Here is a 15368-nt window from a genome sequence, read left to right as displayed (position 1 = left end):
GGTTGCCGGCTGTGCTAGCAGGGCGCGTCGGAACTACAGAGTAGGCGCTTGTGAAGACGTGCACAAATCGCGATCTTGTCGCTCCGGGACGCGACCCCACCAGCCCCTCCGTTCCACAAGATCGATTGAGCGGCCCTGCGCGCCCACCACCTGGGCGATTATTACTCAATCCCGACTTCTCTGACCAATCCCGCGTCGGCCGGTCCGGCGACGGTAGGGCCTGGTCACGATGCGGGGTAGGGACAGCACTACGAGGGAGAGGCGGGGCGTCGGGATGGGGGCACCGAGCCCGCATGCCTAGCCTTTGGGCTATGACCGCCGTTGCCGCCAGCGACCATCCGACGCTGGCACCGAGCATCCCCCGCCAGCTCTTCGCCGACTCCGGGTACGTGCTGCTCGGCCTCCCCCTCGCGGTGGCCAGCTTCGTCGTCCTCCTCGCGGGCCTCGTGGCCGGTGTCGGCCTGATGGTCACCGTGATCGGCCTGCCGATCCTCAGCGGCACCCTGTACGCGGCCCGGGGGCTGGCCGACATCGAGCGGCTGCGGCTGCCCGCCGTGCTGGGACAACCCCGGATCCGACCGCACTACCGGATGCCGGAGGCGGGCGCGAACGCCTGGCGGCGGATCTTCCTGCCGATGCGCGACGCCCAGTCCTGGCTCGATCTGGCACACGGCATCCTGCGGGTGATCGTGGCGCTGGTCACCTTCGTGCTGGCGGTGGCCTGGTGGATCGCCGCGGCCGCCGGCTCCCTCTACTGGGTGTACGACTGGGCGCTGCCGCACGGCGTGGACGACAGCGACCTGGCCCAACTGCTCGGCCTGGGCGACTCGACCACGGCCCGGATCGGGGTGACCACCGCGACCGGAGTGTTCTTCCTGATCACGCTGCCGATCGTGGTCCGGGGCTGCGCCCTGCTCCAGGCCAGCTTCGCCAAGGCCCTGCTGACCGGGGTGGCCGAGATGCGGGACCGGATCACCGTGCTGGAGGAGCAGAAGCGGGCCGCCGTGTCCGCCGAGGCGTCCGCGCTGCGCCGGCTCGAACGCGACATCCACGACGGCCCCCAGCAGCGCCTCGTCCGGCTCGCGATGGACCTCAGCCGGGCCCGGATGCAGCTCGCCTCCGACCCGGAGGCCGCCGGCCGGACCATCGACGAGGCGGTGACCCAGACCCGGGAGACGCTGGCCGAGCTGCGGGCGCTGTCCCGGGGCATCGCCCCGCCGATCCTGGTCGACCGGGGTCTGCCCAGCGCCCTGGCCGCGCTCGCCGGCCGCGGGCTCATCCCGATCGAGCTTCAGGTGGATCGGCAGCTCGGCACGCCGGGCGGACGGCTCGATCCGGCGGTGGAGAACACCGCGTACTTCGTGGTGGCCGAGGCGTTGACCAACATCGCCAAGCACAGTCGGGCCACCGAGGCCGTGGTCGCCGTGGCCCGCCAGGGCACCCAGCTCCAGGTGCGGGTGGGCGACGACGGGCAGGGCGGCGCCCACCTCGCCAAGGGCCACGGGCTGGCCGGCATCGCCGACCGGGTCCGGGCGGCAGGCGGGGAGCTGACCGTGGTGAGCCCGAGCGGCGGGCCCACCGAGATCCGTACGGAGCTTCCGCTGTGAGCCGACGAGGGCCGGGCCGGACGTGGTAGACACCACAGCCATGCGCATCGTGATCGCGGACGACGCCGTCCTGCTCCGGGAGGGGCTGGTGCGGCTGCTGACCGAGAGCGGACACCAGGTGGTGGCCGCCGTCGGGGACGGCGACGCGCTGGTCGAGGCGGTGGTGGAGCACCGGCCGGACGTGTCGATCGTCGACGTCCGGATGCCGCCGTCGCACACCGACGAGGGTCTGCGGGCAGCGGTGGAGGCACGCCGGCTGGTGCCGCGTACGCCGATCCTGGTGCTCTCCCAGTACGTCGAGGTCTCGTACGCCGATGATCTGCTGGCCACCACCGGCGGCGCCGGCGGTGGCATCGGCTACCTGCTCAAGGACCGGGTGGCCGCGATCGACGAGTTCCTGGACGCGCTGCGCAGGGTGGCGGCCGGCGGCACGGTGCTCGACCCGGAGGTGGTCGGCCAGCTCTTCGCCCGACGCCGCCGCGACGACCCGCTGAGTGAGCTGACCCCCCGCGAACGCGAGGTGCTCGCCCTGATGGCCGAGGGCCGGTCGAACACGGCCATCGCCCGCGCCCTGGTGGTCAGCGACGGCGCGGTGGAGAAGCACGTGCGCAACATCTTCACCAAGCTCACGCTCCCGCCGGACACGGAGCAGCACCGGCGGGTGCTGGCCGTCCTCACCTACCTGCGGAACTGACCTCCCGGGCGGCCAGGGCCACCGCGTCGGTGAGGGTGTCGGCGACCGGGTGGCCGGAGGCGCGCAGCCGGGCCGGGTCGGTGAAGCCGCCGGTGTAGAGCACCGCCCGGCCGCCCACCGCGAGGGCCGCGTCCGCGTCGTCGATGGAGTCGCCGATCAGCACCACCGCGCTGCCGTCCACGCCCAGCTCGACCAGGTGCCGCTGAAGCGACTCGGCCTTGCGGTCGCCGCCGACCGTGGCCCGCAGGCCGTCGACGCGGCTGAAGTGGCCGGTCAGCCCGTAGGTGTGCACGGTGGGCACCAGCTCCTCGTGGAACCACATGGACAGCAGACTCTGGCTGCCCTCCCAGGCGGCCATCGCGGACTGCGCGTCGGCCGCCAGCTCGCAGGTCGTCAGGCCGCTGCGGTACGCGTCGTGGAAGATCCGGTCGAGGCGGCCGAACGCGTCGTCGTCGACAGCCTGGCCGAGCACCTCGGCGTAGTAGTCGGCGATCGGCCGGCGGAACCGCGTCCGGTGCTCGTCGAGGGTGACCGTCGGTCCGCCCACGCTGGCGAACGCGGCGTTGGTGGCGGCCACCACCAGGCTGAGGTCGTTGAGCAGGGTGCCGTTCCAGTCCCAGACCAGGTGGGAGCGCGCAGGGGTCATCAGAGCACCATATGCACCACTCAGAGCTGCGGGGTGGTCAGGTCCCGCAGCAGCCGGTCCTCCTCGACCCGCCAGTAGCCGTGCTCCTTGCCGTCGAGCAGCACCACCGGCAGTCGGTCGCCGTACTCCCGTTCCAGCTCCTCGTCGCCGGTGACGTCCCACTCGACCCACTTGTCGCCGGTCACCGCGACCACCCGGTCGAGCGCCGCCTTGGCGTCGTCGCACAGGTGGCAGCCGGGTCGGGTGATCAGGGCGAGTCGGGCGTCACTGGCCATCGGTTACCTCCGTGCGGTCGGTCGGCGTCGCCGACCGGAGCTGGGTCTTGCGTACCTTGCCGATCGCCGAGTGTGGCAGGGCGTCGACGAACTCGACAGCGGTCGGGCACTTGAACCGGGCCAGGTTGCGCGCGCAGTGGGCGAGCAGCTCCTCGCTGGTGACCGGTCGGCCCTGCACCGGCACCACGTACGCCCGCACAGTCTCGCCGGTCCGCGGGTGCGGCACACCCAGTACCGCCGACTCGACCACCCCGGGGTGCCCGGCGAGCACCAGCTCGACCTCGTGGGGATACACGTTGAACCCGTTGACCAGGATCAACTCCCCGAGCCGGTCGACCAGGAAGAGGTCACCGTCCTCGTCGGCGTACGCGATGTCGCCGGTGCCCCACCACCCGTCGTCGTCCGGGCCGTCGCGCCCGTCGGGCCAGTAGCCGCCGAAGAGGTTGGGCCCGCGAACGATGATCTGCCCCGGGTCGGTGCCCGGGGCGACGTCGGAGATGTCCAGCTCGTCCGGGTCGTCGTCGGGGACCGCCTGGCCGTCGCGCCACAGGTCCTCCCCGGTCGGGCCGACCAGGCGCAGTTGCACGCCGGGCAGCGGCCGGCCGATCGAGCCGGCCTTGACCACCGGACCGACCAGGGTGGAGGTGAGCACCGGCGCGGTCTCGGTGAGGCCGTACCCGACGTGCACCTGATGGCCGGTGGCCTCGGTGAAACGCGCCGCGACAGTGGGTTCCAGTGGCGCCGCGCCGCACACCGCCACGCGCACCGACGCGGTCGCCGCGCGGACCGCGTCGGCGCCGGCCCAGGCCAGGAACATCGACGGTACGCCGACCAGCACGCTGACCCGGTGCCGGGCGATCTCGGCGAGCCCCGCCGTGGGCCCCGGCTCGTCGAGCAGCACGCCGGTGGCGCCGTGGTGGACGACGGCGCCGAGCACCGAGTTGAGCCCGTACGCGTGGAACAGCGGCAACCCGAGGAGAACAGTGTCCGTCGGCCCGACGACCGGCGGCTCGATCTCCGCGACCTGTTCGTGGTTGGCCAGCAGCGCACGGTGGGAGAGCATCGCGCCCTTCGGACGACCTTCGGTGCCGGACGTGTAGAGCAGTACGGCCAGGTCGTCGCCGCCTCGGCGCGGACGGGGGCGTGGATCGGGCGCCTCGGCGGTCGGCGGCGTGTCGTGCACGGCGGTGAGCGCGGGCAGGTCGGCGGCCACCTCGGCGACCAGGCGGCGGACCCGCTCGGTGCCGATGAGCAGCGACGCGCCCGAGTCGGCAAGTACGTGCCGCAGCTCCGGGGCGGTGAAGCCGGGGTTGACCGGGACCGCGACCAGACCGGCTCGCAGCGCGCCGAGCCAGCCGATCACGAAGTCGGGGGTGTTGTGCAGCCCGATCGCGACCCGCGGCGGCGTGCCACCCGGGTCGGTGGGCGGCACGGCGGCGGCTAGGCCGTACGCGGCGGCGGTCACGGCGAAGTCCAGTTCGGACCAGGTGACGCGCCCCTCGCGCCAGTACAGCGCGGGCCGGTCACCGTGGTCGAGAGCCGCCCGATGGACCCGGTCGGCGAGGTTCGGCGCGGGGTCTGCCGAGAAGTCCTGCACGGTGGTCGAGTCTGGCACAGCGGCGGTCGACAGGCCACGCCCGACGGTCGGGCCGCCAGGACCGCCCGACGTCCCGTCAACGGGACACTCACGGTGCCGTCGAGGCTCCGATCGGGTCCGGCCGATGGGACGGTGGCGGGTCGGACCGATGCTTCGACCCGGCCCACGCGGCGACCGGCCGGGGCGGCGCGGCCGATCGGCCAAACCGCCCCCGACCTGGGGATCCACCCAGGACCATCGGCCCGGGCCAAAGTCAAACGCACACGACGGACAACCGGTCCGCCATCGGTGCGACACAGCGGGAAATACTTCCGCCCTGTGTAACGGACTTGCCACGCGCGGGTGACGTTGGCCCTATTATCACTCGGGTCGGCTCACCCCATTTGCCGTGAGTCGACACCCCTCAGCCCGAGGAGGCCCCCGTGCCTGTGAGCGCATTGGACCAGCACCTCAAGGGGAACTGCCGCCCGTCGGCACACCCCGGAACCGTCCTGCCCGACCGGTTGCCCGGTCGGTCCGCACCGACGACCCGTAAACCGGCCCGGCCGGCGACCAGCGGGACGGGGGCGGCGCGGTGACCACCTTCGGATACGCGGAACGCCCCGTCGGCCTGACTGGCCAGACGCCCCGCTCCCCCGTCAACGAACGACAGGCGGCCCGCGCGCCGCTGGGCGACCCGCACGCCGCGATGCGCGGCGACAACGCCGCCCAGCGGACCCGCAACCGCCCGCACACCAACGAGCCACCACCGAGACCGGCGGCCCCCGGTGGCAACGCGATGCCGACCGGTGGCCGGGTCGCCGCGCCGGCCCGACCGACCATGCCCTCCCAGGGCCGTCGGGTCGGCGACGCGTCGACGGCGGCCACCGATCCGACGGCGGGCGAGACAGCGGTGATTCCGGCGGTCCCGGCCGACACCCCGACCACCCCGACCGGCTTCCCGAGCCGCCCGGACCCGTCCGACCCGGCCACCGAGGTCTGGACTTTGATCGAGCGGGCGCAGGCTGGCGAGTCCGAGGCGTTCGGCCTCATCTACGACCGGTACGTCGACACCGTCTTCCGGTTCGTCTACTTCCGGGTCGGCAACCGCCAGCTCGCCGAGGACCTCACCTCGGACACGTTCCTGCGCGCTCTCAAGCGGATCGGCAGCTTCACCTGGCAGGGCCGCGATCTCGGCGCCTGGCTGGTGACGATCGCCCGCAACCTGGTCGCGGACCACTTCAAGTCCGGCCGGTACCGGCTGGAGGTCACCACCGGCGACGTGCTCGACGCCGACCGCGAGGACCGGGGCCCGGAGGGCAGCCCGGAAGCCGCGGTGGTCGAACACATCACCAACGTCGCCCTGCTCACCGCCGTCAAGCAGCTCAACCCGGAGCAGCAGGAGTGCATCGTGCTCCGGTTCCTCCAGGGCTTCTCGGTCGCCGAGACCGCCCGCGCGATGGGCAAGAACGAGGGTGCCATCAAGGCCCTGCAGTACCGGGCCGTTCGCGCGCTGGCACGGCTCCTGCCCGACGGCTTCCAGCCGTGATTCTCGACGGCGGGGCCCGACGGGCGTCGATCAATGTCTCGGCAGCTCAGGCCCGGTCACACTCGGTGATGGCGATCACTTTCTGTGATTTCGGCCCCGCCAGGCCCGTAACCCGTGCCCGGTCCGCCGCGTTTCTCCGGGTGCGACCGGTGGTTGTCCCGGCAGGCCCGGGGCACCGAGGTCCGACCGGCACGCCGGACGGCACCTCACCTTCGTGGTGTCACTCCGCCGCCCGGTCGCTGGCAACGATGGCGGCCGACCGGCCGTGACCAGCGAGAGGAGGTGCCTGCGGTGGACGACATCCTCTTCTCTCGCCGGCGCGCCGAGCGCTTCGCGCAGCTTCTCGACGAGGCCAACGGCGGCCGGCGGCATCACGTGCGGTCCCGGGTGGACAGCCAACTGGCCCCGCTCGTCGCAGTGGGCCAGCGACTCAGTGTCGATCCCCCCACCGCCGAGGTGAGCCCCGACTTCCGCACCGGCCTGCGAGCGATGCTGCTCGCCACCGCCGAGCGCGAGGGGATGGGCGCCCCACCGGCGACCGCCGAGCCGGCTGCCCCGCGGGCGGCGGCAACGAGCCGCGGCTCCCTGCTGCCCGCGGTCACCGCCCGGCGGGCCCGCGCCCGGGGCGCGATCCTGGTCGGCATCGCCGCCGGCGCCATCGCCGTCTCCGGGATCTCCGCCGCCAGCGAGAACGCCGTTCCCGGCGACGCGCTGTACGGCATGAAGCGCTCCACCGAGCGGGCCCAGCTCGCCCTGGCCAGCTCGGACGTCAGTCGCGGCCAGCTGTTCCTGGACTTCGCCCGGACCAGACTCGGCGAGGCCGCCGAGCTGCGCGGCGACCGCATCGGCTACAGCGCCGTCCTCGACGACATGGACGCCGACACCCGGCAGGGCATTCGCCTGCTCACCGCCGCCGCCGTGCAGCGGGCCGAGCCGGCCAGCCTGGACACCGTCAACGCGTTCGTCGCCAGCCAGCGTCGGGCGGTGACCAACCTGCTCGACGGCGCCAGCCGGGCCGACCGTGAACGGACCCGGAGGTCGCTGGCGCTGCTGGACAGCATCCGTGAGCGCTCGGACTCGGTACGCGCGGCGATCGCCTGCGGCCTGCCGGCACCGACCGGCAGCGACGCGCTCGGGCCCACCCCGACCACCTGCCCCGGCGAGCGCTGACCCGCCGGGGCCAGCACCGCCATACCGCACGTCTGACCGGCCGGGCCACAGTTCCCTGTGGTCCGGCCGGTCGCTCGTGCGCTCCGGCTACCCTCGCTGGAGGTATCCGTCGTACCTGGTCAGGAGGGAGTCGCGTGGCGCGCAGCCGTAAGGTGACGGTCAGCACCGACGCCGACGGTCACACCGCCGGATGGGCGGAGACCGCGCTGGCCCCGGTGACCCCACCCGCACCGGACCCGGCCGCCGCGGCGTTCTTCGACGTCGACAACACGATGATGCAGGGCGCGTCGATCTACTGGTTCGCCCGCGGGCTCGCCGCCCGGAACTACTTCACGACCGCCGACCTGGCCCGCTTCGCCTGGCAGCAGCTCCGGTTCCGGCTGCTCGCCCGCGAGCACGCCGGAGACATGTCCCAGGCGAAGGACGCCGCGCTCGCCTTCGTCGAGGGGTGGCGGGTGGACGACGTGGAACGCCTCTCGGAGGAGATCTTCGACGAGCTGATGGCACCCCGGATCTGGGCCGGCACCCGGCAGCTCGCCCAACGCCACCTGGACGCCGGTCAGCGCGTGTGGCTGGTCAGCGCCGCTCCGGTGGAGATCGGCCGGGTGATCGCCACCCGCCTTGGCCTGACGGGCGCGATCGGCACGGTGGCTGAGGTGCGGGCCGGGGCGTACACCGGGCGGTTGGTGGGCGATCTCATGCACGGGCCGGCGAAGGCCGAGGCGGTCACCCAGCTCGCCGCCGTGGAAGGGCTGGACCTGAGCCGCTGCGCTGCCTACAGCGACTCGGCCAACGACCTGCCGCTGCTCTGCTCGGTGGGCCGCGCGGTGGCGGTCAACCCGGACGGCACCCTGCTGCGGGCGGCCCGGCAGCACGGCTGGGAGGTGCGGGACTTCCGCACCGGCCGTCGGGCCGTCAAGATCGCCGTACCGTCGACGGCGGCAGCCGGCCTGGTCGCGGGCGCGGTCACCGCCGGCCTGGCGTTGCAGCGCCGCCGTCGCGCCGGCTGACTCAGGGGCCGAAGGGGTCGGGTCGCCGTTCCAGCAGCGTGTGCAGGGTCTGCTGGATGGTCTCCCGCACCTGGTCGGCGAGGTTGAAGACCACCAGCGGATCGTCCGCCGAGTCGGTCAGGTGCGCGGTGGGGATCGGCGGGCAGAACTCGATCAGCCATTTGCTGGGCAACGGCACCATGCCCAGCGGCCCGAGCCAGGGAAAGGTCGGCGTGACCGGAAAATACGGCAGCTTGAGCAGCCGAGCCAGGGGCTTGATGTCGGCGAGCATCGGGTAGATCTCCTCGCCGCCGACGATGGCGACCGGAACGATCGGCGTGCCGGTGCGCAGCGCCGCCGAGACGAAGCCGCCCCGACCGAACCGTTGCAGCTTGTACCGGTCGGCGTAGAGCTTGCCGACGCCCTTGAACCCCTCGGGGAACACGCCCACGAGGTCACCACCGCCCAGCAGCCGCTCGGCGTCCGGGTTGCAGGCCACCGTGCCGCCGGTCTTGCGGGCGATCTCCGACACCACCGGCATGCGGAAGACCAGGTCGGCGCCGAGCAGGCGCAGGTAGCGGTGGGCGGGGTGCTTGTCGTGCAACGCCGCCGAGAGGATCAGCGCGTCCAGGGCCACGGTGCCCGAGTGGTTGCCGACCACCAGGGCGGGCCCGTCGACGGGGACGTGCTCGACCCCGCTGACCTCGGTACGGAACCAGTCCCGGTAGAGCAGCCGCAGCAGCGGGTGGAAGATCGCGTCGGTCAGCTCCGGGTCGAAGCCGAACTCGTCGACCTCGTAGTCACCGGACAGCCGCCGCCGCAGGAACGCCAGGCCGTTCGCGACCCTGCGGTCCCAGTGGTCCCCCGGCCGGTCCGGCACCGCGGGACCGGTGGTCTCGACAGCCGGCCCGCCGGCGGTCGCGGGGCCGCTCTCGGCCGGAGGCTCGTCGGTGGCAGCGGTGTCGACCTCGTCGGCCGGCGTCGAGGCCGGCGCGAGCTGGGAAGTCGGCCGGTGCCCGTTGCGCCGCGCCGGCTCCGCGTCCGGCACGGTCGGCCCCGACGGTACGTCGAAACGCCCGACACCCGCCGGCTCGCGCCCCTCCCCCGGCCCGGTCACGGTTTCCGCTCCCGCACCGCGGCGCGGACCTGGCGGATGCCGTCCAGGACACGTTGCTCGGCGGCGGCCAACTGGCCCCGACTGAGCACCACCCCGCCGTGGTGGGCGCGGATGAAGTCGTCGAACGCCTCGGCGGTGGAGCGGGGCGTGAAGCCGTACTCCTGCTCCAGGCGGGTCGTGTCGACGACCCGGCCGTGCACGAAGAGGTCGACCTGGTCCAGGCCGTAGCGGCCGAAGCCCATGCTGCGGGCCAGCGCGGCGGCACCGGAGAGGCCCGGCTCCAGCACCGGCACGGCCACCCGACCGGCCCGCCGGATCGCCTGGGTCAGCGACAGCACACCCGGGCCGGCGACGTTGTAGGTGCCCGGATGATCCTCCACGATCGACCGGTGCAGCACCTCCAACGCGTCGTCGAAGTGCAGGAACTGCAGACGAGGGTCGCGGCCGAACACGGTGGGCACGAACGGCTGCGAGAAGTAGCGGGTCAACGTGGTGTCGGCGGTGGAGCCGATGAACGGGGCGAACCGGAGCACCGTCGCGGTGACGTCTGCCCGCCGGCGTCGGAAGCCACGCACGTACCCCTCGACGTCGAGGATGTCGCGGCCGAAACCGCCGCGCGGCACCTCGCGCGGCTCGGTCTCCTCGGTGAACACCGCCGGGTCCCGGAACGACACCCCGTACGCGGCGGTGGAGGACCGGACCACGAGCTTGCGCAGCCGGGGCGCCCGCTGGCAGGCGGCGAGCAGGTGCATGGTGCCGATGACGTTCTGGTCCTTCATGCCCGACCGGCCGCCGTGCTGCGGGTCGGGAGCGCTGACCAACGCGAGGTGCACCACCGCGTCGACGTCCAGGTCGGCGAGCAGCCCACCGAGCGAACCGGAGTCGACGCGGATCCGCTCGACCCGGTCCAGCAGGTCGCTGAACTCGGCGCCCGGCTCCGGCACGTCCACACCGATGACCCGCTCGATGCGCGGATCGGCGGCCAGCCGGGCCGCCACATGGGCGCCCAGGTAGCGGCTTACCCCGGTGACGACGACGACCCCCGGAGCACCTGAGGTGCTATCGGGGGTCATCTGACGCACCTACCCCGGCAGGAGGGATCGAGCCGGGACGACCACGGCCTGATCACCTGAGCCTCCGGAGGTCGACAGTTAGGCAAGTGACGCCGAACGCCGGGCTAAGAGCCCGGCGACGATCACTTGCCGAGACGGCGACGCTGGACGCGGGTCTTGCGCAGCAGCTTGCGGTGCTTCTTCTTAGCCATGCGCTTACGGCGCTTCTTGACCACCGAGCCCATACGACAGCCTTTCGATACAACGTGCGGGGCGGACCGGATGACACCACGCGGGTGGCGACGGCGACCGCTTGCGGACAACGGACCGGACCAGTCTGGGCGGCGGGGCGCACCGGTGGGGTCTCGGTCGGGCTCCAGGGTAGCCGCAGAGCGTCAGCAGAACCAACGCGCCCCCGTCGATGCGGCTTTCCGGGCGCGAAGGCGCGGCTCGCACGCGCACTCGTCGCGCTCACCGGTGCCGTCTACCTCGCACTCGATCGGCGGGCCGGTGGCTCAGGCGGTTTCCTGAAATGCGCCTCGGAGATATTCGTGCACGGCGTGCTCGGGCACCCGGAACGACCGGCCGACCCGGACCGCGGTGAGCTCACCGCTGTGCACCAGGCGATAGACCGTCATCTTCGACACCCGCATGACCGCCGCCACCTCTGCGACGGTCAGGAACTTGACCTCCGACAGCCGTCCGTCGGACTGTGACCCGGCCATGGCTCACCAACCCATCCCATGCCCGGCGCGTGCCAACCCGACGGATGCTCCGGGCCGGGCGGCGACGCGCGTGTTACCAGTACGGTAGCGGGGCGGCTGTGACCGGCGCGATCCCTTCGTACAACTGATCATGTTTCGATCGCCGGTTCACCCGATCCGCGCTCCCGGAATCTCCCCGCCTGCGTCCGTCGTCCGGTTGCTCACTCGGCCCGCAGCGCCACCACCGGGTCGAGCCGGCCGGCGCGCTGCGCGGGGACCACTCCGAAGACGATGCCGACGGCCGCCGAAACACCGAACGCGAGCGCCAACGACCACCAGGTGATCGCCGCCGGAATCGGGGACAGCGCGTCCACCAGCAGGGCGGTACCCACGCCCAGCGCCATCCCGGTCAGCCCGCCGATCGTGGTGAGCAGCACCGCCTCCAGCAGGAACTGCACGCCGATGTCGCGGGGGCGGGCGCCGACGGCCTTGCGCAGCCCGATCTCCCGGGTTCGCTCCCGGACGCTGACCAGCATGATGTTGGAGACGCCGACGCCGCCGACGAGCAGCGAGATGCCGGCGATGGCGGCGAGCACCCCGGTGAGTACGCCGAGGATGTCGCCGAGCACGCCGAGGATCTGCTGCTGGGTGACCGCGCTGAACTCGGTGTCCGGATGCCTGCGGTTCAGCTCGGCGACGATGCGTTCACCCAGCTCGTCGATCCGTTCCCGGTCCGGCGCCTTCACCGCGATGCCGTCCACCCGCTGGGTGCCCCAGAGCCGCTGCGCGGCGGTCACCGGTACGTGCACCTCGTCGTCCCGGTCGACGCCGAGGCTCTGCCCGAGCGGCGCGAAGACGCCGATCACGCGGAACCGCACCCCGGCGAGCGTCACCTGCTGGCCAAGCGGATCCCGGTCGGGAAACAGCGCGCGGGCCACGGAGTCACCGAGCACCGCGACCCGTCGACTGGTGTCCACGTCCGTGCCGGTGAGGTAGCGGCCCCGGGCCAGCGACCGGGTGAACACCGTCGGGGTGTTCTGCAACACGCCCTGCACGGTCGTGAAGTCGGAGTGGGCACCCGCGCGTGCGGTGGCACCGGAGGCGACGGTGACCGCCACCCGCTGCGGGTCGCCGACGATCCGAGAGACCGCGTCCACGTCCTTGAGCGTCAACGGCGAGACCACCGGCGCGGTACCCACCTCGATCTTGCCGGGAACGACGAGCAGGAGGTTGGAGCCGAGCCCTTCGACCTGCTGCTCGACCTTCTGCTTGGTGCCCGTACCGATGGCCACCAGCAGCACCACCGAGGCCACCCCGATGATGACGCCGAGCATGGTGAGCGCGCTGCGCAGCCGGTTGGCCCGGAGCGCGTCCAGCGCAACCCGCCACGCCTCGGCGACTCTCACGACTCGCTCCGACTGTCGACTGCCGGCCGGGGTGCCGCCTCGACGTCGGCCGGTGGAGGCACGGCGTCGGCCGGTGCCGCCTCGACGTCGGCCGGTGGGGGCACGGCGTCGGCCGGTGGGCGCGGAAGGCGCCCGGTGGCTCCGGCGGCGCCACCGGAGCCACCGGACGGGTGCCCCGGGCCGCTTCCGGACACGGACCGGGGCTCCGCGCTGGGAGCGGGGATCAGTGTCGCAGGTCGACCGTGATCAACGGCCAGCGGTCGATCATGAGGTGGGTCGGCGCTGTCGGCGACCACCACTCCGTCGCGCATCGTGATGCGGCGAGCGGCCCGGGCGGCCACCTCCTGGTCGTGGGTGACCATCACCAGCGCCACCCCGGACTCGGCGTTCAGTTGCTCCAGCAGCTCCAGCACCGCCGCGCCGGTGACGCTGTCCAGGTTGCCGGTCGGCTCATCGGCCAGCAGCACCGTCGGCTCGGTGACCAGCGCGCGGGCGATGGCGACGCGCTGCTGCTCGCCACCGGACATCTGGTTGGGCCGGTGGTCCAACCGGTGCCCGAGACCGACCCGGCCCAGCATCGCCGCCGCGCGCTCCCGGCGCTGCCGGGCCGACACGCCCCGGTAGACCAGGGGAAGAGCCACGTTCTCCACCGCCGACGTACGCGGCAGCAGGTGGAACGCCTGGAAGACGAAGCCGATCGTCTCGTTGCGCAGGGTGGCCATCTCCGGTGGGGACAGGGCGTTTACGTCCCGCCCGCCGATCACCAACCGACCCCCGGTCGGCCGGTCGAGACCGCCCAGCAGGTGCATGAGCGTGGACTTGCCCGAGCCGGACGGCCCCACCAGCGCCACGTAGTCGCCGGGCTGCACGATCAGCGACACCCCGCGCAGCGCCTCGACCGACACCCCGTCCAACTCATACGTCCGCGACACGTCCACCGCCTCGATGGCCGGCGGGGTGTCGCTCACCGCACCTCCTGACCGTCGCGCACCTGGTCGGTGCCGCGTACCACGATGCGATCGCCGGCCTGCACGCCGTTGAGGATCTGCACCAGGTCGGACCCCTGGACACCCACCGTCACCGGTGCCCGGTCCGCCTTGCCGTCGCGGACCACCCAGACGGCGTCCCGGCCGTCGGCGGAGAACACCGCCGAGGCGGGGACGGTCACCGCGTCGGCGGCCTCGCGTACCCGCAGGTGCACGATCGCGTTCATGCCGGGGCGGGGCGTCGGGGCGGGCTCGTCCTCGGCCAGCTTCCCGGGGCCCAGCGCGAGGCGTACCCGATAGGTGACGCCGCCCTGCGCGGAGCTGGTGGGGAGCACGTCGACCGAGCGGACCGTGGCGTCGTAGCTGGCACCGGTGACGGCGTCCAGCTCGACCGTGGCGGTCACGCCGGGCTTGACCAGCAGCACGTCTGTTTCGTCCACGTCGGCGAGCAGCCCGAGCTGCCCGGTGTCCACGATGGTCAGCACCGGCGTGCCGGCGGTGACCTGACCGCCGACCGCGACGGCGTCGTCGACCCCGGCCGGCGGGCCGGTCTGCGCGGGAGCCAGCGCGGACGGGTCGATCCCGGCCCCACCGGCCTGCTCCAACAGCCCGGCCAGACCGCCGTTGGCGCCACCGGCGGCCCGAGCGCCGCCGGGCTGCACCACTCCGGCGATCGGGGCGCGCAGGGTCAGCGCGTCGACTGTCGCCTTGGCCAGGTCGTACGCCTGCCGGGCCTGGAGCCGTTGCGCCGCGGAGAGCGAGCTGACGGCGGAGTTCAGCCCGCTGATCCCCCGCTGCACGGCGCGGACGGCCTGGTCGGCGCTGCGCGCGGCGGCCGCGTACTGCTCCTGAGCGGAGGTCACCTGGGCCAGCAGCGCGTCCCGCAGTTGTTGGTCGGCGATCTTGTCGGCGGCCTTGCGGGCTTCGTCGAAAGCCTTGTCGGCGGCCTTGTCGGTGGCGCGCCGGCTGCCGGTCAGGTTGCCGGTGGAGACACCTCGTCCGGCGCGCTTGGCGGCGGCCAGCGCCTCCTTGGCCTGGCGCAGCCGGGCCTGGGCCGACGGGGACGCGACGACGGCGAGCACCTGGCCGCGCTTCACCTGCTGTCCAGGTTGGACGCGCAGGCTGGCGAGGGTGCCGTCGGCGGGCGCGGTCAGGGTGGCGGCGGCCCGCGCGGTCACCGTCGCAGGGGCGTCGATCACCTCGGTGACGGGGTTGCGGACGGCCGAGGCGAGCGCAACGGGCGGCTGGTCGTCACCGCAGGACGCGGCGGTGGTGGCGGTGAGGACGGCGACGGCGGTCAGGGCGATGAGCAGGCGGGGCCGCGTGGCGCTGGCGGGCCGCGGCGGGTAGGGGCGGCGCACCCATCGATCGTACGGGCGTTGACAACACGGCGAGCCTTCTGCCGTGGGCCATGATGGCGACTGGCTTGCCCCGGAATCGGTATCAACGAACCCACGAAGATTTCTTTGAACTGAGCCGGGCCATCGAACCCTTGTTCGCGGCCCCGCCCGCCGGGGCCCTGCAACAGTGACTCAATGAACAAATGCGCCCATCAGGTTACAACAGAGTGACCCCAATGCGGCGAGCAGCCGACGGC

The 15368-nt window shown here is 72.9% G+C and carries 14 protein-coding genes and 1 pseudogene; 5 read left to right on the top strand and 10 right to left on the bottom strand.

The window, feature by feature from the left end; translation table 11 throughout:
* Window positions 1-311: 311 nt before the first annotated feature.
* Window positions 312-1607: a sensor histidine kinase gene (locus OG505_RS29985; protein ID WP_405429367.1), complete on the top strand. Its 1296-nt coding sequence runs from the start codon at window positions 312-314 to the stop codon at window positions 1605-1607.
* Window positions 1608-1647: 40 nt separating this feature from the next.
* Window positions 1648-2301 (top strand): response regulator transcription factor, encoded by a 654-nt coding sequence (locus tag OG505_RS29980; protein ID WP_405429366.1) that lies wholly within the window; start codon window positions 1648-1650, stop codon window positions 2299-2301.
* On the opposite strand, the gene OG505_RS29975 is transcribed toward OG505_RS29980, so the two are convergent.
* From OG505_RS29975 to OG505_RS29965, 3 genes are read right to left on the bottom strand one after another with little or no spacing between them, the layout of a single operon-like run.
* Window positions 2282-2947, bottom strand: coding sequence for an HAD family hydrolase (locus OG505_RS29975; protein ID WP_405429365.1), 666 nt, complete (start codon window positions 2945-2947; stop codon window positions 2282-2284). The two genes, OG505_RS29980 and OG505_RS29975, sit on opposite strands and share 20 nt — an antisense overlap.
* Window positions 2948-2967: 20 nt before the next feature.
* The gene (locus OG505_RS29970) at window positions 2968-3222 is read right to left on the bottom strand and encodes a glutaredoxin family protein (protein ID WP_405429364.1); all 255 of its coding nucleotides are present in this window, start codon (window positions 3220-3222) and stop codon (window positions 2968-2970) included.
* Window positions 3212-4819, bottom strand: coding sequence for an AMP-binding protein (locus OG505_RS29965; protein WP_405429363.1), 1608 nt, complete (start codon window positions 4817-4819; stop codon window positions 3212-3214). The genes OG505_RS29970 and OG505_RS29965 overlap by 11 nt, the downstream gene beginning before the upstream one ends.
* Window positions 4820-5393: 574 nt before the next feature.
* Between OG505_RS29965 and OG505_RS29960 the strand changes: the two genes are divergently transcribed.
* The 3 genes from OG505_RS29960 to OG505_RS29950 all read left to right on the top strand — a co-directional run bounded on the left by OG505_RS29960 (window position 5394) and on the right by OG505_RS29950 (window position 8527).
* Entirely contained in the window at window positions 5394-6347 is a 954-nt protein-coding gene (locus tag OG505_RS29960; protein ID WP_405429362.1) for an ECF subfamily RNA polymerase sigma factor, BldN family, read from the top strand.
* 282 nt (window positions 6348-6629) lie between these two features.
* Window positions 6630-7517, top strand: coding sequence for a DUF5667 domain-containing protein (locus tag OG505_RS29955; protein ID WP_405429361.1), 888 nt, complete (start codon window positions 6630-6632; stop codon window positions 7515-7517).
* A 134-nt stretch (window positions 7518-7651) separates the two neighbouring features.
* Window positions 7652-8527 (top strand): HAD family hydrolase, encoded by an 876-nt coding sequence (locus tag OG505_RS29950; protein ID WP_405429360.1) that lies wholly within the window; start codon window positions 7652-7654, stop codon window positions 8525-8527.
* A gap of 1 nt (window position 8528) precedes the next feature.
* On the opposite strand, the gene OG505_RS29945 is transcribed toward OG505_RS29950, so the two are convergent.
* The 7 genes and pseudogenes from OG505_RS29945 to OG505_RS29915 all read right to left on the bottom strand — a co-directional run bounded on the left by OG505_RS29945 (window position 8529) and on the right by OG505_RS29915 (window position 15132).
* Window positions 8529-9386 carry a lysophospholipid acyltransferase family protein gene (locus tag OG505_RS29945; RefSeq protein ID WP_405434812.1) on the bottom strand — a complete coding sequence of 286 codons (858 nt, stop codon included), beginning with the start codon at window positions 9384-9386 and terminating at the stop codon, window positions 8529-8531.
* A gap of 233 nt (window positions 9387-9619) precedes the next feature.
* Entirely contained in the window at window positions 9620-10696 is a 1077-nt protein-coding gene (locus OG505_RS29940; RefSeq protein ID WP_405429359.1) for an NAD-dependent epimerase/dehydratase family protein, read from the bottom strand.
* Window positions 10697-10818: 122 nt separating this feature from the next.
* Window positions 10819-10920, bottom strand: coding sequence for a 30S ribosomal protein bS22 (locus tag OG505_RS29935; RefSeq protein WP_007465623.1), 102 nt, complete (start codon window positions 10918-10920; stop codon window positions 10819-10821).
* A 270-nt stretch (window positions 10921-11190) separates the two neighbouring features.
* On the bottom strand, window positions 11191-11400 hold the full coding sequence (locus OG505_RS29930) for a helix-turn-helix domain-containing protein (RefSeq protein WP_145773774.1): 210 nt from the start codon (window positions 11398-11400) through the stop codon (window positions 11191-11193).
* Between the two features lie 200 nt (window positions 11401-11600).
* Complete coding sequence (locus tag OG505_RS29925; RefSeq protein WP_405429358.1) at window positions 11601-12785, bottom strand: ABC transporter permease; 1185 nt, start codon at window positions 12783-12785, stop codon at window positions 11601-11603.
* Between the two features lie 128 nt (window positions 12786-12913).
* A pseudogene (locus tag OG505_RS29920) lies at window positions 12914-13753 on the bottom strand (ABC transporter ATP-binding protein); the annotation flags it as partial.
* Window positions 13750-15132 (bottom strand): efflux RND transporter periplasmic adaptor subunit, encoded by a 1383-nt coding sequence (locus tag OG505_RS29915; protein WP_405429357.1) that lies wholly within the window; start codon window positions 15130-15132, stop codon window positions 13750-13752. The pseudogene OG505_RS29920 and the gene OG505_RS29915, both read right to left, overlap by 4 nt.
* Between the last annotated feature and the right edge of the window lie 236 nt (window positions 15133-15368).

The sequence above is a fragment of the Micromonospora sp. NBC_00617 genome (assembly GCF_045161355.1).
Lineage (GTDB): Bacteria > Actinomycetota > Actinomycetes > Mycobacteriales > Micromonosporaceae > Micromonospora.
This window is presented reverse-complemented; position numbering and strand designations above follow the sequence as displayed.